The organism is Lentzea cavernae (assembly GCF_014653695.1).
Taxonomy (GTDB): domain Bacteria; phylum Actinomycetota; class Actinomycetes; order Mycobacteriales; family Pseudonocardiaceae; genus Lentzea; species Lentzea cavernae.
Window position 1 is genome coordinate 48,713 of sequence record NZ_BNAR01000012.1, and the last position, 17,987, is coordinate 66,699.

Consider the following 17,987-nt stretch of genomic DNA (forward strand, 5'->3'; position numbering starts at 1 on the left):
TGCTGCTCCAGGTGTGCGATGCGGGGGCTCGGAATCGTGACCCATGCTAAAGGTCGGACTGGTCCAGCCATGCCCGCCCCGCCACGTTCGCCGCAATCCGTGACGTTCACAGTTGCGCACAGTGGCGATTCGCCCGTTTCGCTCATCAACCGACCGGGTGGTTACGGCCGGATGCCCCATCTGAGAACGTGTACCCGTGACCCACAAGCCTCGTGAGATCGTCACGACGGTCGCGCTCGGTCTTCCCGCAGTGCTCGGTGCGGGGGTTTTCGCCGGATTCGCCCCAGCCGCAAGCCTTGCGGGCTGGTGGGTGCTCCCGGCGCTGGCCATCTCCGCGCTCGCCGCCCTGTGCTCCGCCTTCTCCACCGCCGACCAGTCGCGGGCCTACCCCGACATCGGCGGCGGTTACGGATACGTACGTGCGCAGCTCGGTGTGTGGCCCGCACGGATGACGGCGAGCGCACACCTGCTGGGCCGCGCCGCCATGGCGGCGGCAGTGGCGTTGATGTTCGGCGCGTACCTGGTGCCGGACCGGCCGGTGGTCGGCGCGCTCGCCCTCGTCGTCACGACGACGTTGCTGGGCGCCGCCGGGTTCCGCTTCACCGCGGGCGTCAGCGCGCTGGTGTCGGTGGTGGTCCTCGGCGTGCTGGCGCTGGTCGTCGCGTCGAGCTTCTCGATCGCGCCCGTGCCGTCGGTGGGGGAGGCCGGAACGGTCAACGAGCTCGTCGGCGTCGCCGGTCTGATGTTCATGGCCTTCACGGGCTTCGAACGCATCACCGCCCCGCACCGCGGCGAGCGGCCGCACTCCCCGGCCGTGCTCAAGATCGCGATCCCGGTGCTGATCGGGCTGTCGTTCGCCGTCTTCCTGGCCGTGGGCGCCGGTGTGCTCCGTCAGCTCGGCAGCGCGCGCCTCGCGTTGTCGCCGGCCCCGCTGCGGGACGCGCTGGTCGCGGCCGACGCGGCGGCGCTGGTGCCGCTCGTGCAGATCGCCGCGGCGGTGGCGGGTGTGGCCGCGCTGCACTTCGTCCTCGTGTCCGCGCACCGCACGCTGACCGGCCTGGCCGAGGACGGTGACCTGCCGACCCGCCTCAAGCCCGCGGTGCTGTCGCTCGCGGTGGCCGGCGCCTCCGCGCTCGCCGTCGTGCTGATGCCGCTGGGGCTCGCGCTGGGCGTGGCGGCCTGCGGGACGTTGTTCTACTACGCCTTCACGAACGCGTCGGCGCGCGTGCTGCTGCAGAACGACCGCACGTGGCCCATGCGCACGGCCTGCCTCGGCCTGGGCCTCTCGGTGCTGCTCGCGATGAGCCTGCCGGTGCCCGCGATGCTGATCTCCATCGCGGGACTGGGCGTCGGCACGGGCCTCATCGGCCTGTCGGCGTCCGTCAGGACGTCGCTGAGAGGAAAACGAGAAGCGTCACCACAACGCACACCGCAAGGCCTATGACGCGGCCGTTGGTGGCCGGCTTGTCCTTGCTGATGCCGTAGTAGATCGCCAGGAAGAAGACGGCGAGGAAGACCGCGCCGACGACCCCGCCCACGCCGCCGATGACCCAGCCGTCCAGAAGGGTCATCCCGGTGCCCAGGACGAGCAGTGCTGCCTGCAAGACGGTGCGGACGTCGGCACCCCTGGAAGATTGCTGCGGCTCGGTCATGTCCGGGGACTCTATAGACTGTGACTTAGTAGGACGTCCGAGTTTTGGGAAGTGGATTTTCCGTATCCCGACCTGCGGGTTACCGTGCTCACATGACGAGCGAGTTGCCTTTCACCCGGACCTCCCACCCGCACCCGGCGACCCCGGAGCGCGTAGCTGAGGTACTTGCCAAGCCGGGCTTCGGGCAGCACTTCACCGACCACATGGTGACGATCCGCTGGAACCGCGAGAAGGGCTGGCACGACGCTGAAGTCGGCCCGTACTCCACCCTCGCACTGGACCCCGCGGCAATGGTGCTGCACTACGGCCAGGCGATCTTCGAAGGGCTCAAGGCCTACCGGCAGCCCGACGGTTCGATCGCGTCCTTCCGCCCTGAGGCGAACGCCGAGCGCTTCCGCGCGTCGGCCCGCCGCATGGCGATGCCCGAGCTCCCCGACGAGCTCTTCCTCGAGTCCGTGCGGCAGATCCTCGCGGTCGACGACCGCTGGGTGCCGTCCGCCGCGGAGGAGTCCCTCTACCTGCGGCCGTTCATGATCTCCACGGAGAAGGGCCTCGGCGTGCGACCCGCGTCCGAGTACCTCTACGTGCTGATCGCCTCTCCCGCCGGCTCCTACTTCGCGGGCGGCGTCCGCCCCGTGAGCGTGTGGCTCTCGACCGAGTACGTCCGCGCGGCTCCCGGTGGCACCGGCGCGGCCAAGTTCGCCGGCAACTACGCCGCGTCCCTCGTGGCGCAGGCGCAGGCCGCCGAGAAGGGCTGCGACCAGGTCGTCTGGCTCGACGCGGTGGAACGCCGCTGGGTCGAGGAGATGGGCGGCATGAACCTGTTCTTCGTCTTCGGGGACAAGGTGATCACGCCCGAGCTGACCGGCACGCTGCTTCCCGGCATCACCCGGAACTCGTTGCTGGCGCTGGCCTCCGACCTCGGCCTGACCGTGGAGGAGCGCCGCATCTCGACCGAGGAGTGGGAGAAGGCCAACGCCTCCGGTGAGCTCACCGAGGTCTTCGCCTGTGGCACGGCGGCGGTCATCACGCCCGTCGGCCACGTCAAGCACGCCGGTGGCGAGTTCGACGTCGCCGACGGCGGCACCGGCTCGGTGACGATGAAGCTGCGCGAGCGCCTGACCGGCCTCCAGCACGGCGCCGTCGCCGACACCCACGGCTGGATGACGACCCTCAAGGCTTAGGCGATCACCAGCACGGCGAGAAGCGCGATTTCGGCGGCAGCACCGAGCACATCACCGGTGATGCCGCCGAAACGCTTTCCGGTGTGCTTCACCAGCACCCACACGAGCGCGAACGCGACGACGACGGCGAGAACCGCGCGCCACCCGAGCGGAATCGCCGCAACAGCGAGTACCACCCACGTGCCGATGACCACCAACGGATGCTGTGTGCCCGCAACGAGCGCACCGAGCCCCTCAGGCCGTGCGGCGGGCACACCGCGCAGGCAGCAGATCCCGAACGCCGCCCGGCTCGTCGCGAACGCGAGCAGCACCACGCCCCAGTGGGCGTGGGGGAGCGCGGCCGCCTGCGCCCCCAGCACCACGATCAGCGAGACGACGCCGAACGGTCCGGCACCGCCGTCCTTCATGATCTCGAGCGCGCGCTCCGGCGGCCCGTAACACCCGAGCCCGTCGGCGACGTCGGCCAGTCCGTCGAGGTGCATACCGCGTGTCGACAGCGCGACGACGCCGACGACCAGAAACCCGGCCACGAGCGCTGATATATCGGATATCGCCAGCAGCTCCAGCACGCCGACGACGAACGCGCCGAGCACGACGCCGACGAACGGCGTCCACGCGATGGCCCGCCCCGCCGCCCTGCGGTCGACGTCGTCGACGCGCAGCGGCAGGACCGTCAGCCAGGAGAAGGCGAGCTTCACCCCGCCGTGGTTTCTTCGACGGCGGTTTCCTGAGACGTGGCCGTGTCCTCCCGGGCCGTGTCCTCCCGGTTGGTCACGCCGGCGCTCTCGAACGTCGCCATCTCCGCGAGCACCTTCACCGCCGAGACCAGCAACGGCAGCGCCGCCACGGCACCGGAGCCCTCACCGAGCCGCATCCCGAACTCGAGCAGCGGCTTCAGGTTGAGGTGCCCGAGCGCGATCGCGTGCGCGGGCTCGGCCGACTCGTGCCCGGCCACCCACCACTCACGCGCACCCGGCGCCATCTCCTCGGCGACGACGGCGGCCGCACCGACGACGACACCGTCGAGCACGACGGGCGTCTTGCGCACCGCGGCCTGCGCCAGGAACCCGGCCATCGCGGCGATGTCGGCGCCACCGGCCGTGGCCAGCAACGACACCGGGTCGCTGATCTGCAGGCGGGCCCGGCGCAACGCGTCTCGGATCGCCGCCGTCTTGCGCATCCACGCCTGGTCGTCGATGCCGGTGCCGCGCCCGACGACCGCGACGGGCTCCGACCCGGTCAGCGACGCGATCAGCACGGCGGCGGGCGTCGTGTTGCCGATGCCCATGTCGCCGGCGATGAGCACGTCCGCGCCCGCGTCGACCTCTTCGTCGGCGATCGCGCGTCCGGCCGTGATCGCGAGTTCGCACTGCTCACGGGTGAGGGCGTCCTCGCGGTCGATCGACCCGGACGAGCGCCGCACCTTGTGCTGGCTGACCGCGGCCGGGGTGTCGGCGTCGACGGCCATGTCGACCACGCGCACCGTGGCGCCCGCGACCTGCGCGAGCACGTTGACCGCGGCGCCGCCGGTCAGGAAGTTCGCGACCATCTGGCCGGTCACCTCGCTCGGGAACGCCGACACGCCCTGCGCGGTGATGCCGTGGTCGCCCGCGAACACGACGACGCGCGGCCGCACGAACGGCTTCGGCGGCACGACGCCCTGGCAGGCCGCGATCCAGTTGCCCAGCTCCTCGAGCCGTCCGAGCGAGCCGACCGGCTTGGTCAGCACCGCGTGCCGGGCCTGCGCCTCGCGCAGAACGGTCTCGTCCGGCGGTACGACCGACGGGAACTCGGTGCTCACCTGGGCGCTCCTAACGCAGTTTCAACGGGATGCCGGCGACGAGCAGGGTGACCTCGTCGCACACCTCGGCGACGCGCGCGTTGAGCGCACCGAGGTGATCGCGGAAGAGCCTGCCAGAGCGCGTCGACGGAATGACGCCGAGGCCGACCTCCGCCGTCACCAGCACCAGCCGCGCCCGGCACGTGGCGACCGAACGCACGAGCAGGTCGACCTGCGGGGTGACCGAGCCGGGGTTGTCGCCCTCCCACGCCTGGGCGTCGTCGAGGACGCCGACGAGCCACGTCGACAGGTCGTCCACCAGGATCGGCGGGTCCTCGTACTGCGTCGCGGTGAGCAACGCGGGCAGGTCGGCCGGCGCGGAAGCCTCGACCGTGTGCCAGGTGGACGGGCGCCGTTCGACGTGCAGGGCGATGCGCGCGTCCCAGTCCGGGTCGTCGGGGTAGCGGCGGGCGGTGGCGACGTACGTCACGACCGGCTCGACGAGCAGTCCTTCCGCATGCGCCGACTTGCCTGAACGCGCTCCGCCGAGCACGAGCGTGCGAGGTGACAAGAGTTAGCCTTCGTCCGTGGAATACCGCTGGCTCTACCAGGATGCACACGGACGCGACGTCGCGGGCCCGGATGTGATGTTCGCGGACCAGGCGGAGGCCGAGGAGTGGTTCAGCGCCGGGTGGCGCGACCTGCTCGACGCCGGGGTCGAACAGGTCACGCTGCTGCGGTCGGACACAGCGGTGTACGGCCCGATGAGCCTGCACCCCGCCGAGTAGAACGGCCCTGGGCGGATCAGCCCTGGGCGGTGAGCCTCGGGTCGTCGGTGACGAGCCCTTCGAGCACGGAGTCGATCTTCTTCAGCAGCTCCGAGTCGAGCTTCACGCCGACGGCCTTGACGTTCTCCGTCACCTGCTCCGGACGCGACGCGCCGATGATCGCGGAGGCGACGTTCGGGTTCTGCAGCACCCACGCCACCGCGAGCTGGGCCAGCGTCAGACCGGCCTCCTCGGCGATCGGCTTCAGGTTCTGCACGGCCGTGAGGACGTCGTCGCGCATCCACCGGGCGATCATCTTCGAGCCGCGCTCGTCGGCCGCCCGCGACCCCTCCGGAACCCCGGCGCCCGGCAGGTACTTGCCCGTCAGGACGCCCTGGGCGATCGGCGAGAAGACGATCTGGGAGATCCCCTCGCGCTCGGACGTGGGGATCACCTGCGGCTCGATCACTCGCCACAGCATCGAGTACTGCGGCTGGTGGGAGACCAGCGGCACGTTGAGCTCGCGGGCGAGGGCGGCGCCCCGCGCGATCTGCTCGGCCGTCCACTCCGAGACGCCGAGGTAGAGCACCTTGCCCTGGCGGACGAGGTCGGCGAAGGCCGTCATCGTCTCCTCGAGCGGAACGGTCTCGTCCCACCGGTGCGCCTGGTAGAGGTCGACGTAGTCGGTCTGGAGCCGCTTCAGCGACGCGTTCGCGGACTCCATGATGTGCTTGCGGCCGAGGCCGCGGTCGTTGGGGCCGCCCGGCCCGGTGGGCCAGTAGACCTTGGTGAAGATTTCGAGGGACTCGCGGCGCTCACCCTTCAGGGCGCGCCCGAGCACCGATTCCGCCGCTGTGTTCGCGTACACGTCGGCGGTGTCGTAGCTGCTCACGCCCGCGTCGAGAGCCGCGCGCACACACGCGGTGGCGGCGTCCTCCTCGATCTGCGAACCGTGGGTCAGCCAGTTGCCGTACGTGATCGCGCTGATGTTCAAGCCGCTACGGCCCAGACGTCGAAACTCCATGCTCGCAGCCTAGACCAGATCGTTCGTGCTGCTAAAGAACTTGCGGAGCGTGCCACACCATGGAATACCGCCAGAACAAACGCCTGCGCACGCGCGCGCCAGGCAGGATCTCGCGGGCGGCGGCGCGGATCTCGGCCAACGTCGGCGCGTGCATCACGACCGGCATCTCGGGGTCGTGCGGCTGCTCGCCGCCGCGCAGGGCCTTCGCGAGCCCGACGAGCGCGTTCGCGGGCAGCGTCACGACCTCCATCGCCCTGTCCGCCGGAGTCGCCGTCATGTAGAGCCCGACGACGACCAGCGTGCCGCCCGGCCCGACGAGCCCGGCGAGCCGGGTGAGACCCTCCCGCAACGGCAAGTGGTGCAAGCTCGCCTCCGCGGTGACGACGTCGTAGCGCCCGAGGTCGTGGGTGAACACGTCGCCGTGGATCCAGCGGACCCCGGCGCCCGTCGCGCTCGCCCGTTCGATCATGCGTGCGCTGGCGTCGATCGCGGTGACCTCACCGGTCACGACCCCGGTGGCCTTCAGCTCGCGTGCCAGCTCACCGAGCCCGCAGCCGACGTCGAGCGCGGAACGGGCCCGAGACGGCAACTGCCGGAGCAGCCACCGGCGGTACCACGCGTTGTGGTTCCACCTGAGCTTCTCCGGCAGCTGGAGCTTGCGCGGCTTCTCGCGCACCGCTACTTGATCGTGTCGCCCGGACCGACCCGGGGCTTGGGCACGCGCAGCTTGCGGATCTGGCTCGCGCGGATGAACGAGTACCAGCCGATCGACAGGCCCTTGATCGGTTCGGTCGGGAACTTCGCCCGCACCTTCCTCGTGACGAGGCGGCCGAGCACGATGCCCTCGATGACCATCGCGATCAGCATGAACGTCGTCGCGAGCGTCGCGTACCGCTGCACGGCGAGCGACGGCGTCAGCAGCGCCACGAACACCAGGATCGCGAGCGGCATGAACAGGCCCATGAGGTTGCGGCGCGAGTCGACGAGGTCGCGGATGTACGCCTTCACCGGACCGCGGTCGCGCGGCAGCAGGTACTTGTCCTCGCCCGCCATCATGCGCTGACGGCGCTCGGTGGCCGCGGCACGGCGCTCTTCCTTGCTCACCTTGTTGCCGCGCATGCGCTTGAACGCCTCGCGCTGCGTGCGGGGAGGAGGCGGCACCGGCCCGCTGCGCCGACCCTGCGCCTCGCGCCTCTTGGGCGTGGGCCGGCCCTTGCCCGCAGTGCGGGTGGACTCGGCGGCCTCGTCGGTCGAGTCGGAGACCGGGGCTTCGGTGTCGGCGGCGTTGCGGCGCAGGAACCTCACGGCACCAGGGTAGGACAGAGGTCCTTCTGTACCTTTCGCGAGGTGCGCGTACTCATCGCTCCGGACTGCTTCGGCGGCACCCTGACCGCCCGCGAGGCCGCCGACGCCATCGCCACCGGCTGGCGCGAGGCCAAGCCCGGCGACGTCCTCACCCAACGCCCGCTCGCCGACGGAGGCCCCGGCTTCGTCGACGTCCTGCACGCGTCCGCAGGCGGCGATATCCGGTATATCACCGTCACCGGCCCGCTCGGCGATCCCGTCGAGGCCCGCTGGCTCAGTGTGCACACCGGCGGTCGACAGGTTGCATACATCGAGTCCGCGGAGGCGTGCGGCCTCCACCTGGTCCCGGCGGAGCTCCGCGCGGAGTCCTGCGAGACGGCGACGACGCGAGGCGTCGGCGAGCTCATCGCGGCAGCGGCGGATGACAACGATGTCATCACGGTCGGTCTCGGCGGCTCCGGCACGACCGACGGCGGCGCCGGCATGCTCGCCGCTCTGCGCGACGCGGGCGTCGACCTGACTGACCTATCGCTGGTCGCCGCCTCCGACGTGGAAAACCCGCTCCTCGGCCCGCACGGCGCCGCGCGCACGTTCGGCCCGCAGAAGGGCGCGTCCCCGGAAGCCGTCGAACGCCTCGAAGCGAAGCTCGCCGCCATGAACGTCCTCACACCGGTGGCCGACGTACCGGGTGCCGGAGCGGCAGGCGGCCTGGGCGCCGCACTCCTCTCCCTCGGCGCGACGGTGACGTCGGGCGCGGGTCTCGTCCGCGACCTCACCGGCCTGGACACCGCCCTCGACGACGCCGACCTCGTCATCACCGGCGAAGGCAGCTTCGACTGGCAGTCGCTGCGCGGCAAGCTCATCACCGCCGTCGCGGGCGGCGCCGCCGAACGCGGCATCCCGTGCGTCGCCGTCGCGGGCCAGGTCAGCGTCGGCCGCCGCGAGATGGGCGCCGCGGGCGTGCAGGAGGCCTACTCGGTGTCCGACCACGTGGGCTCTGTGCACAAGTCGATTGCGGACGCCCGCAAAAGTCTCGTTGCAATGGCCCGGCACGTGGCCACCCAGTGGTCGCGATGAGAGGCGCGTTGAGGAGTTAGAGGGTCTCACCAGCGTTCCGGCCGGTGATCGCGCTGATATATCGGTCAGGCGGGGCGTGGTCCACGTGACAGTCGACACCTAGGTCGACATGAGGCCTCGTTGTGGGACCATGGGAAGAGGAACAAGGCGGGGAACGCCCGTGTTGTTGATGGGTGAACCGCCCGCAAAGGACCTCTTAGGAGAGCCATGACGACCGCTCAGGATGCCGCTTCGACCTCCACCGAGGCGCCCAGCCACGGCGTGACGCTGACCGATGCGGCCGCCGTCAAGGCCAAGGCGCTGCTCGACCAGGAGGGCCGCGACGACATGCACCTGCGCATCGCCGTCCAGCCCGGTGGGTGTGCCGGCCTTCGCTACCAGCTGTTCTTCGACGAGCGTGCGCTCGACGGCGACGCGATGGTCGACTTCAACGGCATGAAGGTCGCCGTTGACCGCATGAGCGCCCCGTACGTCGAAGGTGCTGTCATCGACTTCGTGGACACGATCGAGAAGCAGGGCTTCACGATCGACAACCCGAACGCCGGCGGGTCGTGCGCCTGCGGCGACTCGTTCCACTAAGGCGAACACGCGGAGAGGCCGCGTTCCCGCATCGACGGGAACGCGGCCTCTCCGTGTGTGGACCGGAAGTTCTGCCAGGTACGACCTGGGCGAACTGCGGAGGCGAACCGTGGGGCCGAACGCTAGACGCCGTACTCGGCGAGGCCTTCGACCTGGTGGGCGCACCGCTCGTCGACCTGCCACGGCGCGGCCGCGCGCGGGACGGGGAGGGGGTGCTCGGGGTGGGTCAGAGCGAAGGGGAGCTGCGCGCAGTCCTCGATCAGTTCACTCATCGTGGTCGCCTCTGGGATCGTCACGTGCCGACCGTATGACGGCGGTCTGACCTGCGGTAGCCCTACCAAACAGTAGTCTTCACGCGGTACTCGTCCGGGTGAGTTGTCACGTAGCGCAACAAGAAAAGAGGAGCCGACGTGCCCCTAGCCGTGTGCGGCAGCATCGCGACCGACCATCTCATGCACTTCCCGGGTCGTTTCGCGGACCAGCTGGTCGCGGAGCGTCTCGACAGAGTGTCGCTGAGCTTCCTGGTCGACGACCTGGTGGTCCGCCGCGGTGGCATCGGCGCGAACATCGCGTTCGGTCTCGGCGTGCTCGGGATCAGGCCGGTGCTCGTCGGCGCCGTCGGCAAGGACTTCGACGACTACCGCTCGTGGCTCGAGCGGCACGGCGTCGACACGTCCGGCGTGTACGTGTCCGAGGTCGCGCACACCGCGCGGTTCGTCTGCACCACGGACGACGACATGTGTCAGATCGCCTCGTTCTACGCGGGCGCGATGGCCGAGTCGCGCAACATCGAGCTCGCGCCGATCGCCGGTCGCGTCGAGAACCTCGAGCTCGTCGTCATCAGCCCGGACGACCCCGCGGCCATGCTCCGGCACGCCGAGGAGTGCCGTCAGCGCGGCTACAAGTTCGCCGTCGACCCGTCGCAGCAGCTCGCCCGCATGGACGGTGAGCAGGCGCGCGCGTTCGTCGAGGGCGCCGAGTACCTGTTCAGCAACGACTACGAGTGGGAACTGCTGCTGCAGAAGACCGGCTGGACCGAGGCCGACGTCCTCGCCCGCGTCGGCAAGCGCGTCACCACCCTCGGCGCCAAGGGCGTCGAGATCGTCGACCGCGACGGTTTCTCGCTGCACGTGCCGGCCGTCCCCGAGGTCGCGAAGACCGACCCGACCGGTGTCGGCGACGGCTTCCGCGCGGGCTTCCTGGCCGGCATCACCGCGGGCCTGAGCATCGAACGCGCTGCTCAGCTGGGTTCGTTCATCGCCGTCGAGGTGCTCGAGACCGTCGGCACGCAGGAGTGGGTGATCGAGCGCGAGGCGGCGCTCGCCCGCATTCGTGGCGCGTTCGGTGCACAAGCGGCTGAGGAGATCGCCCCCGTCCTGCCATGATCGGACAATGGGGACGTACCTGTTCGGCGACGCCGGTGAGTCGCTCGATCCTAAGTTCGACGCGCTGAGCTCCCTGCTCGACGCGGGCACCTTCGCCCGCGTCGAGCAGCTGGGTGTGGCGGACGGCTGGCGCTGCCTGGAAGTCGGAGGTGGCGGGGGATCGGTGGCGAACTGGCTCGCCGACGTCGTCGCCCCGTCCGGCCACGTGACGGTCACCGACATCGACGTGGCGCGCCTCGAGGAACGGGACAACGTCACCGTCCTCGAACACGACGTCGTGTCGAACATCCTGCCCGGCAACGCGTTCGACCTCGTCCACGCCCGCCTGGTGCTCTTCCACCTGCCCGCCCGCGAAGCCGTGCTGCGCAAGCTGCGCGACTCGTTGCGCCCCGGCGGCTGGCTCGTGCTCGACGAGTTCGACTGCCTCCCGCTCGACGTCCTCGCGGCTCCCGGTCCCGACGACGTGAAGCTGATCATGCGGGTGAAGAACGCCCTGCTGACGTTGCTCGACCAGGCGGGCGCCGAACTGGCGTGGGGCGCGCGCATCGAGAGGGCGTTGCTCGACGCCGGTCTGCACGACGTCAGCGGCTCCCGCGAGGTGCGGGAGTGGGAGGGCGGGTCCGCGGGCTGCCGGCTGCTCGCCGCGACCGCGCGCCTGGTGCGCGCGAAGCTCCCGCTCACCGACGCCGAGTTCGACCGCTACCTGGAGCTGATGGCGGACCCGGAGACCGTCGTCAGCTCGTACGCGATGTGCAGCGCGCAAGGCCGTCGATGACGTGAAAGGGCCCCTCCGAAGAGGGGCCCCTGACCTGCCTAGAGCTTGACCGGGTAGTGCGGCTCCGGCACCACCGGCTGGATGCGGCCCTCGACGAAGATGCCGTGCCAGATCATGAACACCAGCAACGCCCAGATGCGGCGGCTGTGGTCGAGCACGCCGGAGCGGTGCTCCTCGATGAGCCGCAGCACCGCGTTCTTGTCGATGTACTGGTCGGTCTGCGACGAACGCACGATGTCGACGGCCCAGTCGTGCATCTCGTCCTTGAGCCAGTGCCGGATCGGCACCGGGAAGCCGAGCTTGCGGCGGTTCAGCACGTGCGCCGGCACGATCTCGCGGATCGCCTTGCGCAGCGCGAACTTCGTCGTGTCCTTCGTGATCTTCAACTCACTCGGGATCTGCGACGCGATCCGGAAGACCTCGGGGTCGAGGAACGGGACGCGCAGCTCCAGCGAGTTCGCCATGGTCATCTTGTCGGCCTTGACCAGGATGTCCCCGCGCAGCCACGTGAACAGGTCGACGTGCTGCATGCGCGTCACCGGGTCCCACGCCTGCGACTCGCGGTACGGCTGGGCCGTCGCGTCCATGTGGGACACCGCCGGGTCGTACGTCTTCAGCACCTGGCGCAGGTGGTCGTCGAGGAAGATGCGCGCGTTGCCGTAGTAGCGCTCTTCCAGCGTCAAAGCGCCACGACGCAACAGGTCCTTGCCGCGCACGCCGTGCGGGATCTTCGTGGAGACCTTGCCCATGGCCTTGCGCAGCGCGCCGGGCACCTTCTCGAAACCCGCCAGCGACAACGGTTCGCGGTAGATCGTGTACCCGCCGAACAGCTCGTCCGCGCCCTCACCGGACAGCACGACCTTCACGTGCTGGCGCGCCTCACGTGCGATGAACCACAACGGCACCAACGCGGGGTCGGCCACCGGGTCGTCGAGGTACCAGGTGATCAGCGGCAGGGAGTCCATCATCTCCTGCGCGCTGACCGTGCGGACCACGTGCTTCACGCCGATCAGCGCCGCGGACTCCGCGGCCACGTCGACCTCGGAGAACCCCTGGCGCTCGAACCCCGTCGTGAACGTGATCAGGTCCGGGTTGTGCTCCTTGGCCAGCGCCGCGACCACCGTCGAGTCGATGCCGCCGGACAGGAACGAGCCGACCGTCACGTCCGCGCGCATGTGCTTGGCGACCGAGTCGCGCAGCGCCGCGGTGATCTCGTCGTACAGCGCGTTCGCCTCGGCCTCGCTGCGCACGGTGCGGACCTTGAACTCTGCGGGGAAGTAGCGCTCGAACTTCGGCGACTCGCCCGGGACCAGCGTGAACGAGTGCCCGGACTCGACGCGGAAGATCGAGTCGTGCAGCGACGCGGGCTCCGGCACGTACTGCAGCGTGAGGTAGTGCTGCAGCCCCTTGACGTTCATCTTCGGCGCGATGCCGATCGAGGAGGCGATCTCCAGCAGGATCTTCTTCTCGCTGGCGAACGCCACACCGCTCTGGCCCTGCGCCCAGTACAGCGGCTTGATGCCGAACGGGTCGCGGCCGCCGAACAGGACCTCGCGCTCGGCGTCCCAGATGATGAAGGCGAACATGCCGCGCAGCTTCGTGATCGCCGCGGGCCCGTAGTAGTGGTACGCGGCGACGATCGTCTCGGTGTCGCCGTCGGTGTGGAAGACCGCGCCGTGCTTCTCGGTGAGCTCGGCGCGCAGCTCCAGGTAGTTGTAGATCTCGCCGTTGAAGTTGATCGTGTACCGGCTCGGCGACTCCGCCGGACCCCAGGTCAACGGCTGGTGGGAGTGCTCGATGTCGATGATGGCGAGGCGGTTGAAGCCGAAGACGACCTCGTCGACCCGACGGGTGCCGCTCTCGTCCGGCCCGCGGTGCCGCATGCAGCGCAGCGCCGCCTCCACCGCCGGACGTGCGTTCTCAGCCTCGTTCTCGCTGGGGCAAACAAGTCCTGCCAGGCCGCACAAGGCTCTCGCACCTCTCAAAAGACATGAAGGGGAAGACCACGGGGAAGTCCCCAGTATGCCGAAGGGGCTCCGTGTGACCGAAACTGCACCGCAGCGGCGGTGCCCCCAAGGGGTGAGCGGCGTTGCGCTGGGCTACGCTCCCGCTTGATCCGTTGGCATGACCAGTAGTTGTGAACGAGGAGGCGGGCGAGCAGTGGGCCTGAAGGAGGGCACCAGGGCATCCCGGCTGGTGAAGACCGCTGGGCTAGTGGGCCTGGTCGGTATCGGGGCCACCGGTTGCTCCACGGACGAGGTGCTGCGCTTCGGATGGCCGCAGGCCGTCACGCCGCAGGCCGAGAAGATGCGCGAGCTCTGGACGTGGTCCGTGGTCGCCGCACTCGTCGTCGGCGTCATCGTGTGGGGCCTGATCCTGTGGTCGGTGGTGTTCCACCGCAAGAAGTCGGAGGAGCTGCCGCGTCAGACGGCGTACAACCTCCCGCTGGAGATCGTGCTCATCGTCGTGCCGACGGTGATCGTGGCGGTGTTGTTCTACTTCACCGCCATCACGCAGAACTACGTCACGGACAAGTCGGGCAAGCCCGACGTGAACGTCGACGTGATCGCGTTCCAGTGGAACTGGGAGTTCCAGTACCCGGACCACAAGACCGAAGAGGGCAACGTCGTCAGCACGGTCGGCACCTCGGGCGAGGTCCCGATCATGGTGCTGCCGGCCGGCAAGCGCATCCAGTTCACGCTGCGCTCGACCGACGTCATCCACTCGTTCTTCGTGCCGGAGTTCCACTTCAAGCGGGACGTGTTCCCGATGCCGGAGAAGAACAACCAGGACAACGTCTTCCAGATCGACCAGATCGACCGTCCCGGTGCGTTCGTCGGCCGTTGCGCCGAGCTCTGCGGCTCGTACCACGCGGTGATGAACTTCGAGGTCCGCGCACTGCAGGAAGCCGACTTCGAGAAGTACATCGAGCTGCGCAAGCAGGTCAACGAGAAGACGGGCAAGCCGTACACCACGGCCGAGGCCCTCTCCCAGGTGAACTGTGACGAGTGGTGCTCACCGCTGGCCACGACGACGACCCCGTTCAACACCGACCGGACGGCCCGTGAGGCCTCCGGCGCGGGCCAGAAGTAGGGACATTCCGCGATGAAGATCGAAGCTCGCGTATTCGACCTGGTGATGGCCTTCTCGTTCCTGATGGCCGTCGTCTACGGCTACTGGACGCACCTGGCGACCGGCCACGTCGAGCCCACCGGCACGGTGGCGCTCGCGCTGACCGGCGGCCTGGCGCTCATCACCGGCACCTACTTCCGGTTCGTCGCCCGCCGCATCGAGGTGCGGCCGGAGGACAACCCCGACGCCGAGGTGTCCGACGGCGCCGGTGAGCTGGGCTTCTTCAGCCCCGGCTCGTACTGGCCGGTCGGTCTCGCCGCCGCTGCGGCGACGACGGGTGTCGCGGTGGCGTTCTGGCACGTGTGGCTGCTCGTGATCGCCATCGTCATGGTGCTGATCATGGTCGGCGGCCTGGTGTTCGAGTACCACACCGGCCCGAACCACGACTGATCTCCCCGCAGTTCCGGCCGAGGCCCTCTCCCGCGCGGAGGGGGCCTCGGCCGTTGCTGTGACACTTCGCACAGCGTGCACGAAAAGGCCCTTCCCGCCGCAGTGGCGAGAAGGGCCTTCGCAGTTCTCGGGGAGTTACGCCGCCGCGGGGACCGGGGCCTTCTGGTACGCGTCGACGTACTCCTGGCCGCTCAGGTCCAGGATGCGGTAGATGATCTCGTCGGTGACGCTGCGCAGCACCGGCAGCGAGTCCTGCATGCCGTCGTAGCGGCTGAAGTCGAGCGGCTCGCCGAAGCGGACCGTCACCGGGACGATCTTCGGGAACCGGCTGCCGACGGGCTGCACCTTGTCCGTGCCGATGATGCCGACCGGGATGACCGGGGCGCCGGACTCGAGCGCCATGCGGGCGACACCCGTGCGGCCGCGGTGCAGCATGCCGTCGAGCGAGCGCGTGCCCTCGGGGTAGATCGCGAACGCGTCCCCGCGCGCGAGGATCTCGGCGGCCGTGTCCAGGGCGGCGCGGGCGTCCCGGCCCTTGCCGCGGTGCACCGGCACGTGGCCGAGCGAGGAGAAGAACCGGCGCGACAGCGAGCCCTTGACGCCCGTGCCGGTGAAGTACTCGGCCTTCGCGAGGAACGACACGCGGCGCGGCACGACCATGGGGATCACGACGCTGTCGATGAAGCTCAGGTGGTTGGCCGCCAGGATGACGGGGCCGTCGGTGGGGATGTTCTCCAGACCGTCGACCACCGGGCGGTAGACGAGACGGGCTGCGCGCGCGACGACGTGCTTCATCACTGGGTAGAGGAGGGCCATGCGCTCAGCATTCCAGGTGACGATTGCCACGGCGTTACCACGTGAGGCGCATCTCGGGCCCATCACTCGCTCGGACTACGCCGATGCGGCGCTCGTGCGAGCAGGGTCACGCGCCGGCGACGACGCGTGACCGAAACCCGTCCGCCGGGCCTCTGGTGCCTGCTCCGGTGGCTATCGGGGGGACGCCTTCAAGGCCTGTGAGAGCTCCACCCAGCGACTCAACAGGGCTGCCGCCTCACCTGAGTCGACGGCCTCGGCCGCGCGCCCCAGCGAGGCCGTCAGGTCGGCGTGCAGGTCGTCGGAGAACCCGCCGTGCGCCGCGATGGCCCCCGCGGCGTTCACGAGCACCGCGTCCCGCACGGAACCCGTCCTGCCGGCCACGAGGTCGCGGACCACCTGGGCGTTGACCGACGGGTCGCCGCCCTTCAGGTCCTCCTCGCGCGCGGGCTTCACGCCCAGCACCGCCGGGTCGATGGTCTCCGTGCGCACCACACCGTCCTGCGCGAGCCACGCGGACGTCGTCGTGGTCGTGGTGATCTCGTCGAGGCCGTCGTCACCCCGCACGACCAGCGCGGTGTTGTTGCGCCGCGCGAACACCCCGGCGATCAGCGGTGCCGCGGCGGCCCGCGCGCAGCCGATCAGGCCGACGGTGGGCTGGGCGGGGTTCGTCAGCGGGCCGAGCAGGTTGAACGACGTCGGGATGCCGATCTCGCGCCGCACCGGGCCCGCGTGCCGGAAACCGGGGTGGAACACCGGCGCGAAGCAGAACCCGATGCCCAGCTCGCGCACGGTCTCCCGCACGCCCTCGGCGGGCAGGTCGATCGCGACGCCCAGGGCCTCCAGCACGTCCGCCGTGCCGCACTGCGACGAGGCCGCGCGGTTGCCGTGCTTGACCACGGGAACGCCCGCGGCGGCCGTGACGAGCGCGGCCATCGTCGAAATGTTCACCGAACCGGAATGATCGCCGCCGGTGCCCACGATGTCGGCCGCCCGCACGTCCACCGTGAACCGGTTCGCGTGGTTGAGCATCATCGTGGCGAGGCCGTCGACCTCCTCGGGCGTCTCGCCCTTGGCGCGCAGCGCGACGATGAACGCCGCGATCTGCGCCGCGGTCGCCTCGCCCGACATCACCTGGTCCATTCCCCAGGCGGTGTCGTCGGCGGTCAGGTCGACGCCGTCGAGCAGCCGGTTGAGCAGCGAGGGCCAGGTGCGCTGGCTCATGGCCGGATCAGCCCTTGACGACGGGCACAGCCGAGCCCCGCAGCACCTCGGCCACGGTCTCGGCGGCGGCCAGCGGGTCGAGCGGGTGCACCAGCACCGCGTCCGCCTGCGACCAGGTCGCGAGCCACCTGTCGTCCTTGCGGCGGACCGCGACGACGATCGGCGGGCAGTTCGTGATCTCGTCCTTGAGCTGGCGGGACAGGCCCATGCCCCCGGTCGGCTGCGCCTCGCCGTCGAGGATCAGCAGGTCGACGGTGCCGTTGTCCGCCTCGTAGAGGACGTCCGCGATGGTCGCGGCCTCGACGTAGTCGACGCGGGCCAGGTCCGGCGCGGGACGGCGGCCGATCGCAGTGATGATCGTCTCACGCACCTCGGGACGGTGGCTGAACACCAGGATCTTCGTGGTCTGCGTGCTCATCTCTGGATCCTCCGCTGCGACTGCCGACTGCGGTCGTGAAGAAAGTGACCAAGGTCGCCGTGATGCTATCGGGCCGGTTCGGACGGCCTCTGCAGGGCGTCCCACCCCAGGGCGTCACCGCCGAGCCGTTGCGCCAGCGAGGCCATCCGCGACCGCTCCTGGGCGCAGTGCAACGCGTCCAGCTTCTGCACCCGGCTGATCCGCGTCACCTCGCCCTCCTCCAGCACCCAGCCGTCCGGCGCGAGCAGCTCGCGCGCACGTTCTACCTGCTCATCGGGGATGCGGACGTGGTGGCGCAGCACTGCGGGCTCGTCCGGGCGCCACCGCGGAGAGCGCGCGAGGGCGGCCGAATCGGCCTCCGCGATGTCGAACGCCTCGACCACCACGGCGAGGTCCGGGTCGTCCACCGACAACGTCGGCTCGTCCTGTCGGTGCAGCATGTCGCGCAATCGGCGCAGCAAGTTCATGTCGTTGATCTCCTC

The 17,987-nt window shown here is 69.9% G+C and carries 22 protein-coding genes; 9 read left to right on the forward strand and 13 right to left on the reverse strand.

Features of this window, described 5'->3' with window-relative positions; genetic code table 11:
• Positions 1-196 precede the first annotated feature (196 nt).
• The gene (locus IE307_RS32125; protein WP_191303162.1) at positions 197-1,444 is read left to right on the forward strand and encodes an APC family permease; all 1,248 of its coding nucleotides are present in this window, start codon (positions 197-199) and stop codon (positions 1,442-1,444) included.
• On the opposite strand, the gene IE307_RS32130 is transcribed toward IE307_RS32125, so the two are convergent.
• The gene (locus IE307_RS32130; RefSeq protein WP_191303163.1) at positions 1,383-1,652 is read right to left on the reverse strand and encodes a hypothetical protein; all 270 of its coding nucleotides are present in this window, start codon (positions 1,650-1,652) and stop codon (positions 1,383-1,385) included. The two genes, IE307_RS32125 and IE307_RS32130, sit on opposite strands and share 62 nt — an antisense overlap.
• A 92-nt stretch (positions 1,653-1,744) precedes the next feature.
• Between IE307_RS32130 and IE307_RS32135 the strand changes: the two genes are divergently transcribed.
• Positions 1,745-2,836, forward strand: coding sequence for a branched-chain amino acid aminotransferase (locus IE307_RS32135; protein ID WP_191303164.1), 1,092 nt, complete (start codon positions 1,745-1,747; stop codon positions 2,834-2,836).
• Here the strand turns inward: IE307_RS32135 and cobS are convergent.
• From cobS to IE307_RS32150, 3 genes are read right to left on the reverse strand one after another with little or no spacing between them, the layout of a single operon-like run.
• Positions 2,833-3,534 (reverse strand): adenosylcobinamide-GDP ribazoletransferase, encoded by a 702-nt coding sequence (gene cobS, locus IE307_RS32140; RefSeq protein WP_191303165.1) that lies wholly within the window; start codon positions 3,532-3,534, stop codon positions 2,833-2,835. The two genes, IE307_RS32135 and cobS, sit on opposite strands and share 4 nt — an antisense overlap.
• Entirely contained in the window at positions 3,531-4,637 is a 1,107-nt protein-coding gene (cobT, locus tag IE307_RS32145; RefSeq protein WP_191303166.1) for a nicotinate-nucleotide--dimethylbenzimidazole phosphoribosyltransferase, read from the reverse strand. Before cobT ends, cobS begins: the two co-directional genes overlap by 4 nt.
• 10 nt (positions 4,638-4,647) lie before the next feature.
• Positions 4,648-5,187, reverse strand: a complete 540-nt coding sequence (locus tag IE307_RS32150) for a bifunctional adenosylcobinamide kinase/adenosylcobinamide-phosphate guanylyltransferase (protein WP_191303167.1) — start codon at positions 5,185-5,187, stop codon at positions 4,648-4,650.
• A 16-nt stretch (positions 5,188-5,203) separates the two neighbouring features.
• On the opposite strand from IE307_RS32150, the gene IE307_RS32155 reads away from it, so the two are divergent.
• Entirely contained in the window at positions 5,204-5,404 is a 201-nt protein-coding gene (locus IE307_RS32155) for a hypothetical protein (RefSeq protein ID WP_191303168.1), read from the forward strand.
• 16 nt (positions 5,405-5,420) lie between these two features.
• Here the strand turns inward: IE307_RS32155 and IE307_RS32160 are convergent, their stop codons facing one another.
• Genes IE307_RS32160 through IE307_RS32170 form a run of 3 tightly spaced genes read right to left on the reverse strand, consistent with a single transcriptional unit; the run spans position 5,421 to position 7,712 of the window.
• Positions 5,421-6,407, reverse strand: coding sequence for an aldo/keto reductase family protein (locus IE307_RS32160; RefSeq protein WP_191303169.1), 987 nt, complete (start codon positions 6,405-6,407; stop codon positions 5,421-5,423).
• 31 nt (positions 6,408-6,438) lie between these two features.
• A complete protein-coding gene (locus IE307_RS32165; protein WP_191303170.1) occupies positions 6,439-7,083 on the reverse strand; it encodes a class I SAM-dependent methyltransferase in 645 nt (214 codons plus the stop codon).
• Between the two features lie 2 nt (positions 7,084-7,085).
• On the reverse strand, positions 7,086-7,712 hold the full coding sequence (locus IE307_RS32170) for a DUF3043 domain-containing protein (protein WP_191303171.1): 627 nt from the start codon (positions 7,710-7,712) through the stop codon (positions 7,086-7,088).
• Positions 7,713-7,754: 42 nt separating this feature from the next.
• On the opposite strand from IE307_RS32170, the gene IE307_RS32175 reads away from it, so the two are divergent.
• Together IE307_RS32175 and IE307_RS32180 are read left to right on the forward strand one after the other, a co-directional pair.
• Entirely contained in the window at positions 7,755-8,789 is a 1,035-nt protein-coding gene (locus tag IE307_RS32175; protein ID WP_191303172.1) for a glycerate kinase family protein, read from the forward strand.
• Positions 8,790-8,996: 207 nt separating this feature from the next.
• Positions 8,997-9,368, forward strand: coding sequence for a HesB/IscA family protein (locus IE307_RS32180; RefSeq protein ID WP_191303173.1), 372 nt, complete (start codon positions 8,997-8,999; stop codon positions 9,366-9,368).
• Between the two features lie 122 nt (positions 9,369-9,490).
• Here the strand turns inward: IE307_RS32180 and IE307_RS32185 are convergent, their stop codons facing one another.
• Positions 9,491-9,664 carry a hypothetical protein gene (locus tag IE307_RS32185; RefSeq protein ID WP_191303374.1) on the reverse strand — a complete coding sequence of 58 codons (174 nt, stop codon included), beginning with the start codon at positions 9,662-9,664 and terminating at the stop codon, positions 9,491-9,493.
• 156 nt (positions 9,665-9,820) lie between these two features.
• On the opposite strand from IE307_RS32185, the gene IE307_RS32190 reads away from it, so the two are divergent.
• Both IE307_RS32190 and IE307_RS32195 read left to right on the forward strand, forming a co-directional pair.
• Positions 9,821-10,753, forward strand: a complete 933-nt coding sequence (locus IE307_RS32190) for a carbohydrate kinase family protein (protein ID WP_191303351.1) — start codon at positions 9,821-9,823, stop codon at positions 10,751-10,753.
• A 7-nt stretch (positions 10,754-10,760) separates the two neighbouring features.
• Entirely contained in the window at positions 10,761-11,528 is a 768-nt protein-coding gene (locus tag IE307_RS32195) for a class I SAM-dependent methyltransferase (protein WP_191303174.1), read from the forward strand.
• A 38-nt stretch (positions 11,529-11,566) separates the two neighbouring features.
• Here IE307_RS32195 and asnB read toward each other — a convergent pair whose 3' ends face one another.
• Positions 11,567-13,495: an asparagine synthase (glutamine-hydrolyzing) gene (asnB, locus tag IE307_RS32200; protein ID WP_191303175.1), complete on the reverse strand. Its 1,929-nt coding sequence runs from the start codon at positions 13,493-13,495 to the stop codon at positions 11,567-11,569.
• A gap of 193 nt (positions 13,496-13,688) precedes the next feature.
• Here asnB and ctaC point away from each other — a divergent pair, with 193 nt between their 5' ends.
• Together ctaC and IE307_RS32210 are read left to right on the forward strand one after the other, a co-directional pair.
• A complete protein-coding gene (gene ctaC / locus IE307_RS32205) occupies positions 13,689-14,621 on the forward strand; it encodes an aa3-type cytochrome oxidase subunit II (protein WP_229905273.1) in 933 nt (310 codons plus the stop codon).
• A gap of 12 nt (positions 14,622-14,633) precedes the next feature.
• Positions 14,634-15,050, forward strand: a complete 417-nt coding sequence (locus IE307_RS32210; RefSeq protein ID WP_191303177.1) for a cytochrome c oxidase subunit 4 — start codon at positions 14,634-14,636, stop codon at positions 15,048-15,050.
• A 135-nt stretch (positions 15,051-15,185) separates the two neighbouring features.
• Here IE307_RS32210 and IE307_RS32215 read toward each other — a convergent pair whose 3' ends face one another.
• The 4 genes from IE307_RS32215 to IE307_RS32230 form a co-directional block, all read right to left on the reverse strand.
• On the reverse strand, positions 15,186-15,866 hold the full coding sequence (locus IE307_RS32215; protein ID WP_191303178.1) for a lysophospholipid acyltransferase family protein: 681 nt from the start codon (positions 15,864-15,866) through the stop codon (positions 15,186-15,188).
• Positions 15,867-16,037: 171 nt separating this feature from the next.
• Entirely contained in the window at positions 16,038-17,087 is a 1,050-nt protein-coding gene (trpD, locus tag IE307_RS32220; RefSeq protein ID WP_191303179.1) for an anthranilate phosphoribosyltransferase, read from the reverse strand.
• 7 nt (positions 17,088-17,094) lie between these two features.
• Complete coding sequence (locus tag IE307_RS32225) at positions 17,095-17,505, reverse strand: hypothetical protein (RefSeq protein WP_191303180.1); 411 nt, start codon at positions 17,503-17,505, stop codon at positions 17,095-17,097.
• A 65-nt stretch (positions 17,506-17,570) separates the two neighbouring features.
• Positions 17,571-17,972, reverse strand: a complete 402-nt coding sequence (locus IE307_RS32230) for a hypothetical protein (RefSeq protein ID WP_191303181.1) — start codon at positions 17,970-17,972, stop codon at positions 17,571-17,573.
• Positions 17,973-17,987: the final 15 nt, after the last annotated feature.

Coding starts and splice junctions, on each gene's coding strand:
- IE307_RS32130 (WP_191303163.1), bottom strand. CDS start 1,652: ATGACCGAGCCGCAGCAATCTTCCAGGGGTGCCGACGTCCGCACCGTC.
- IE307_RS32135 (WP_191303164.1), top strand. CDS start 1,745: ATGACGAGCGAGTTGCCTTTCACCCGGACCTCCCACCCGCACCCGGCG.
- IE307_RS32160 (WP_191303169.1), bottom strand. CDS start 6,407: ATGGAGTTTCGACGTCTGGGCCGTAGCGGCTTGAACATCAGCGCGATC.
- IE307_RS32180 (WP_191303173.1), top strand. CDS start 8,997: ATGACGACCGCTCAGGATGCCGCTTCGACCTCCACCGAGGCGCCCAGC.
- IE307_RS32190 (WP_191303351.1), top strand. CDS start 9,821: ATGCACTTCCCGGGTCGTTTCGCGGACCAGCTGGTCGCGGAGCGTCTC.
- IE307_RS32195 (WP_191303174.1), top strand. CDS start 10,761: ATGGGGACGTACCTGTTCGGCGACGCCGGTGAGTCGCTCGATCCTAAG.
- IE307_RS32210 (WP_191303177.1), top strand. CDS start 14,634: ATGAAGATCGAAGCTCGCGTATTCGACCTGGTGATGGCCTTCTCGTTC.
- IE307_RS32215 (WP_191303178.1), bottom strand. CDS start 15,866: ATGGCCCTCCTCTACCCAGTGATGAAGCACGTCGTCGCGCGCGCAGCC.
- trpD (WP_191303179.1), bottom strand. CDS start 17,087: ATGAGCCAGCGCACCTGGCCCTCGCTGCTCAACCGGCTGCTCGACGGC.
- IE307_RS32225 (WP_191303180.1), bottom strand. CDS start 17,505: ATGAGCACGCAGACCACGAAGATCCTGGTGTTCAGCCACCGTCCCGAG.
- IE307_RS32230 (WP_191303181.1), bottom strand. CDS start 17,972: ATGAACTTGCTGCGCCGATTGCGCGACATGCTGCACCGACAGGACGAG.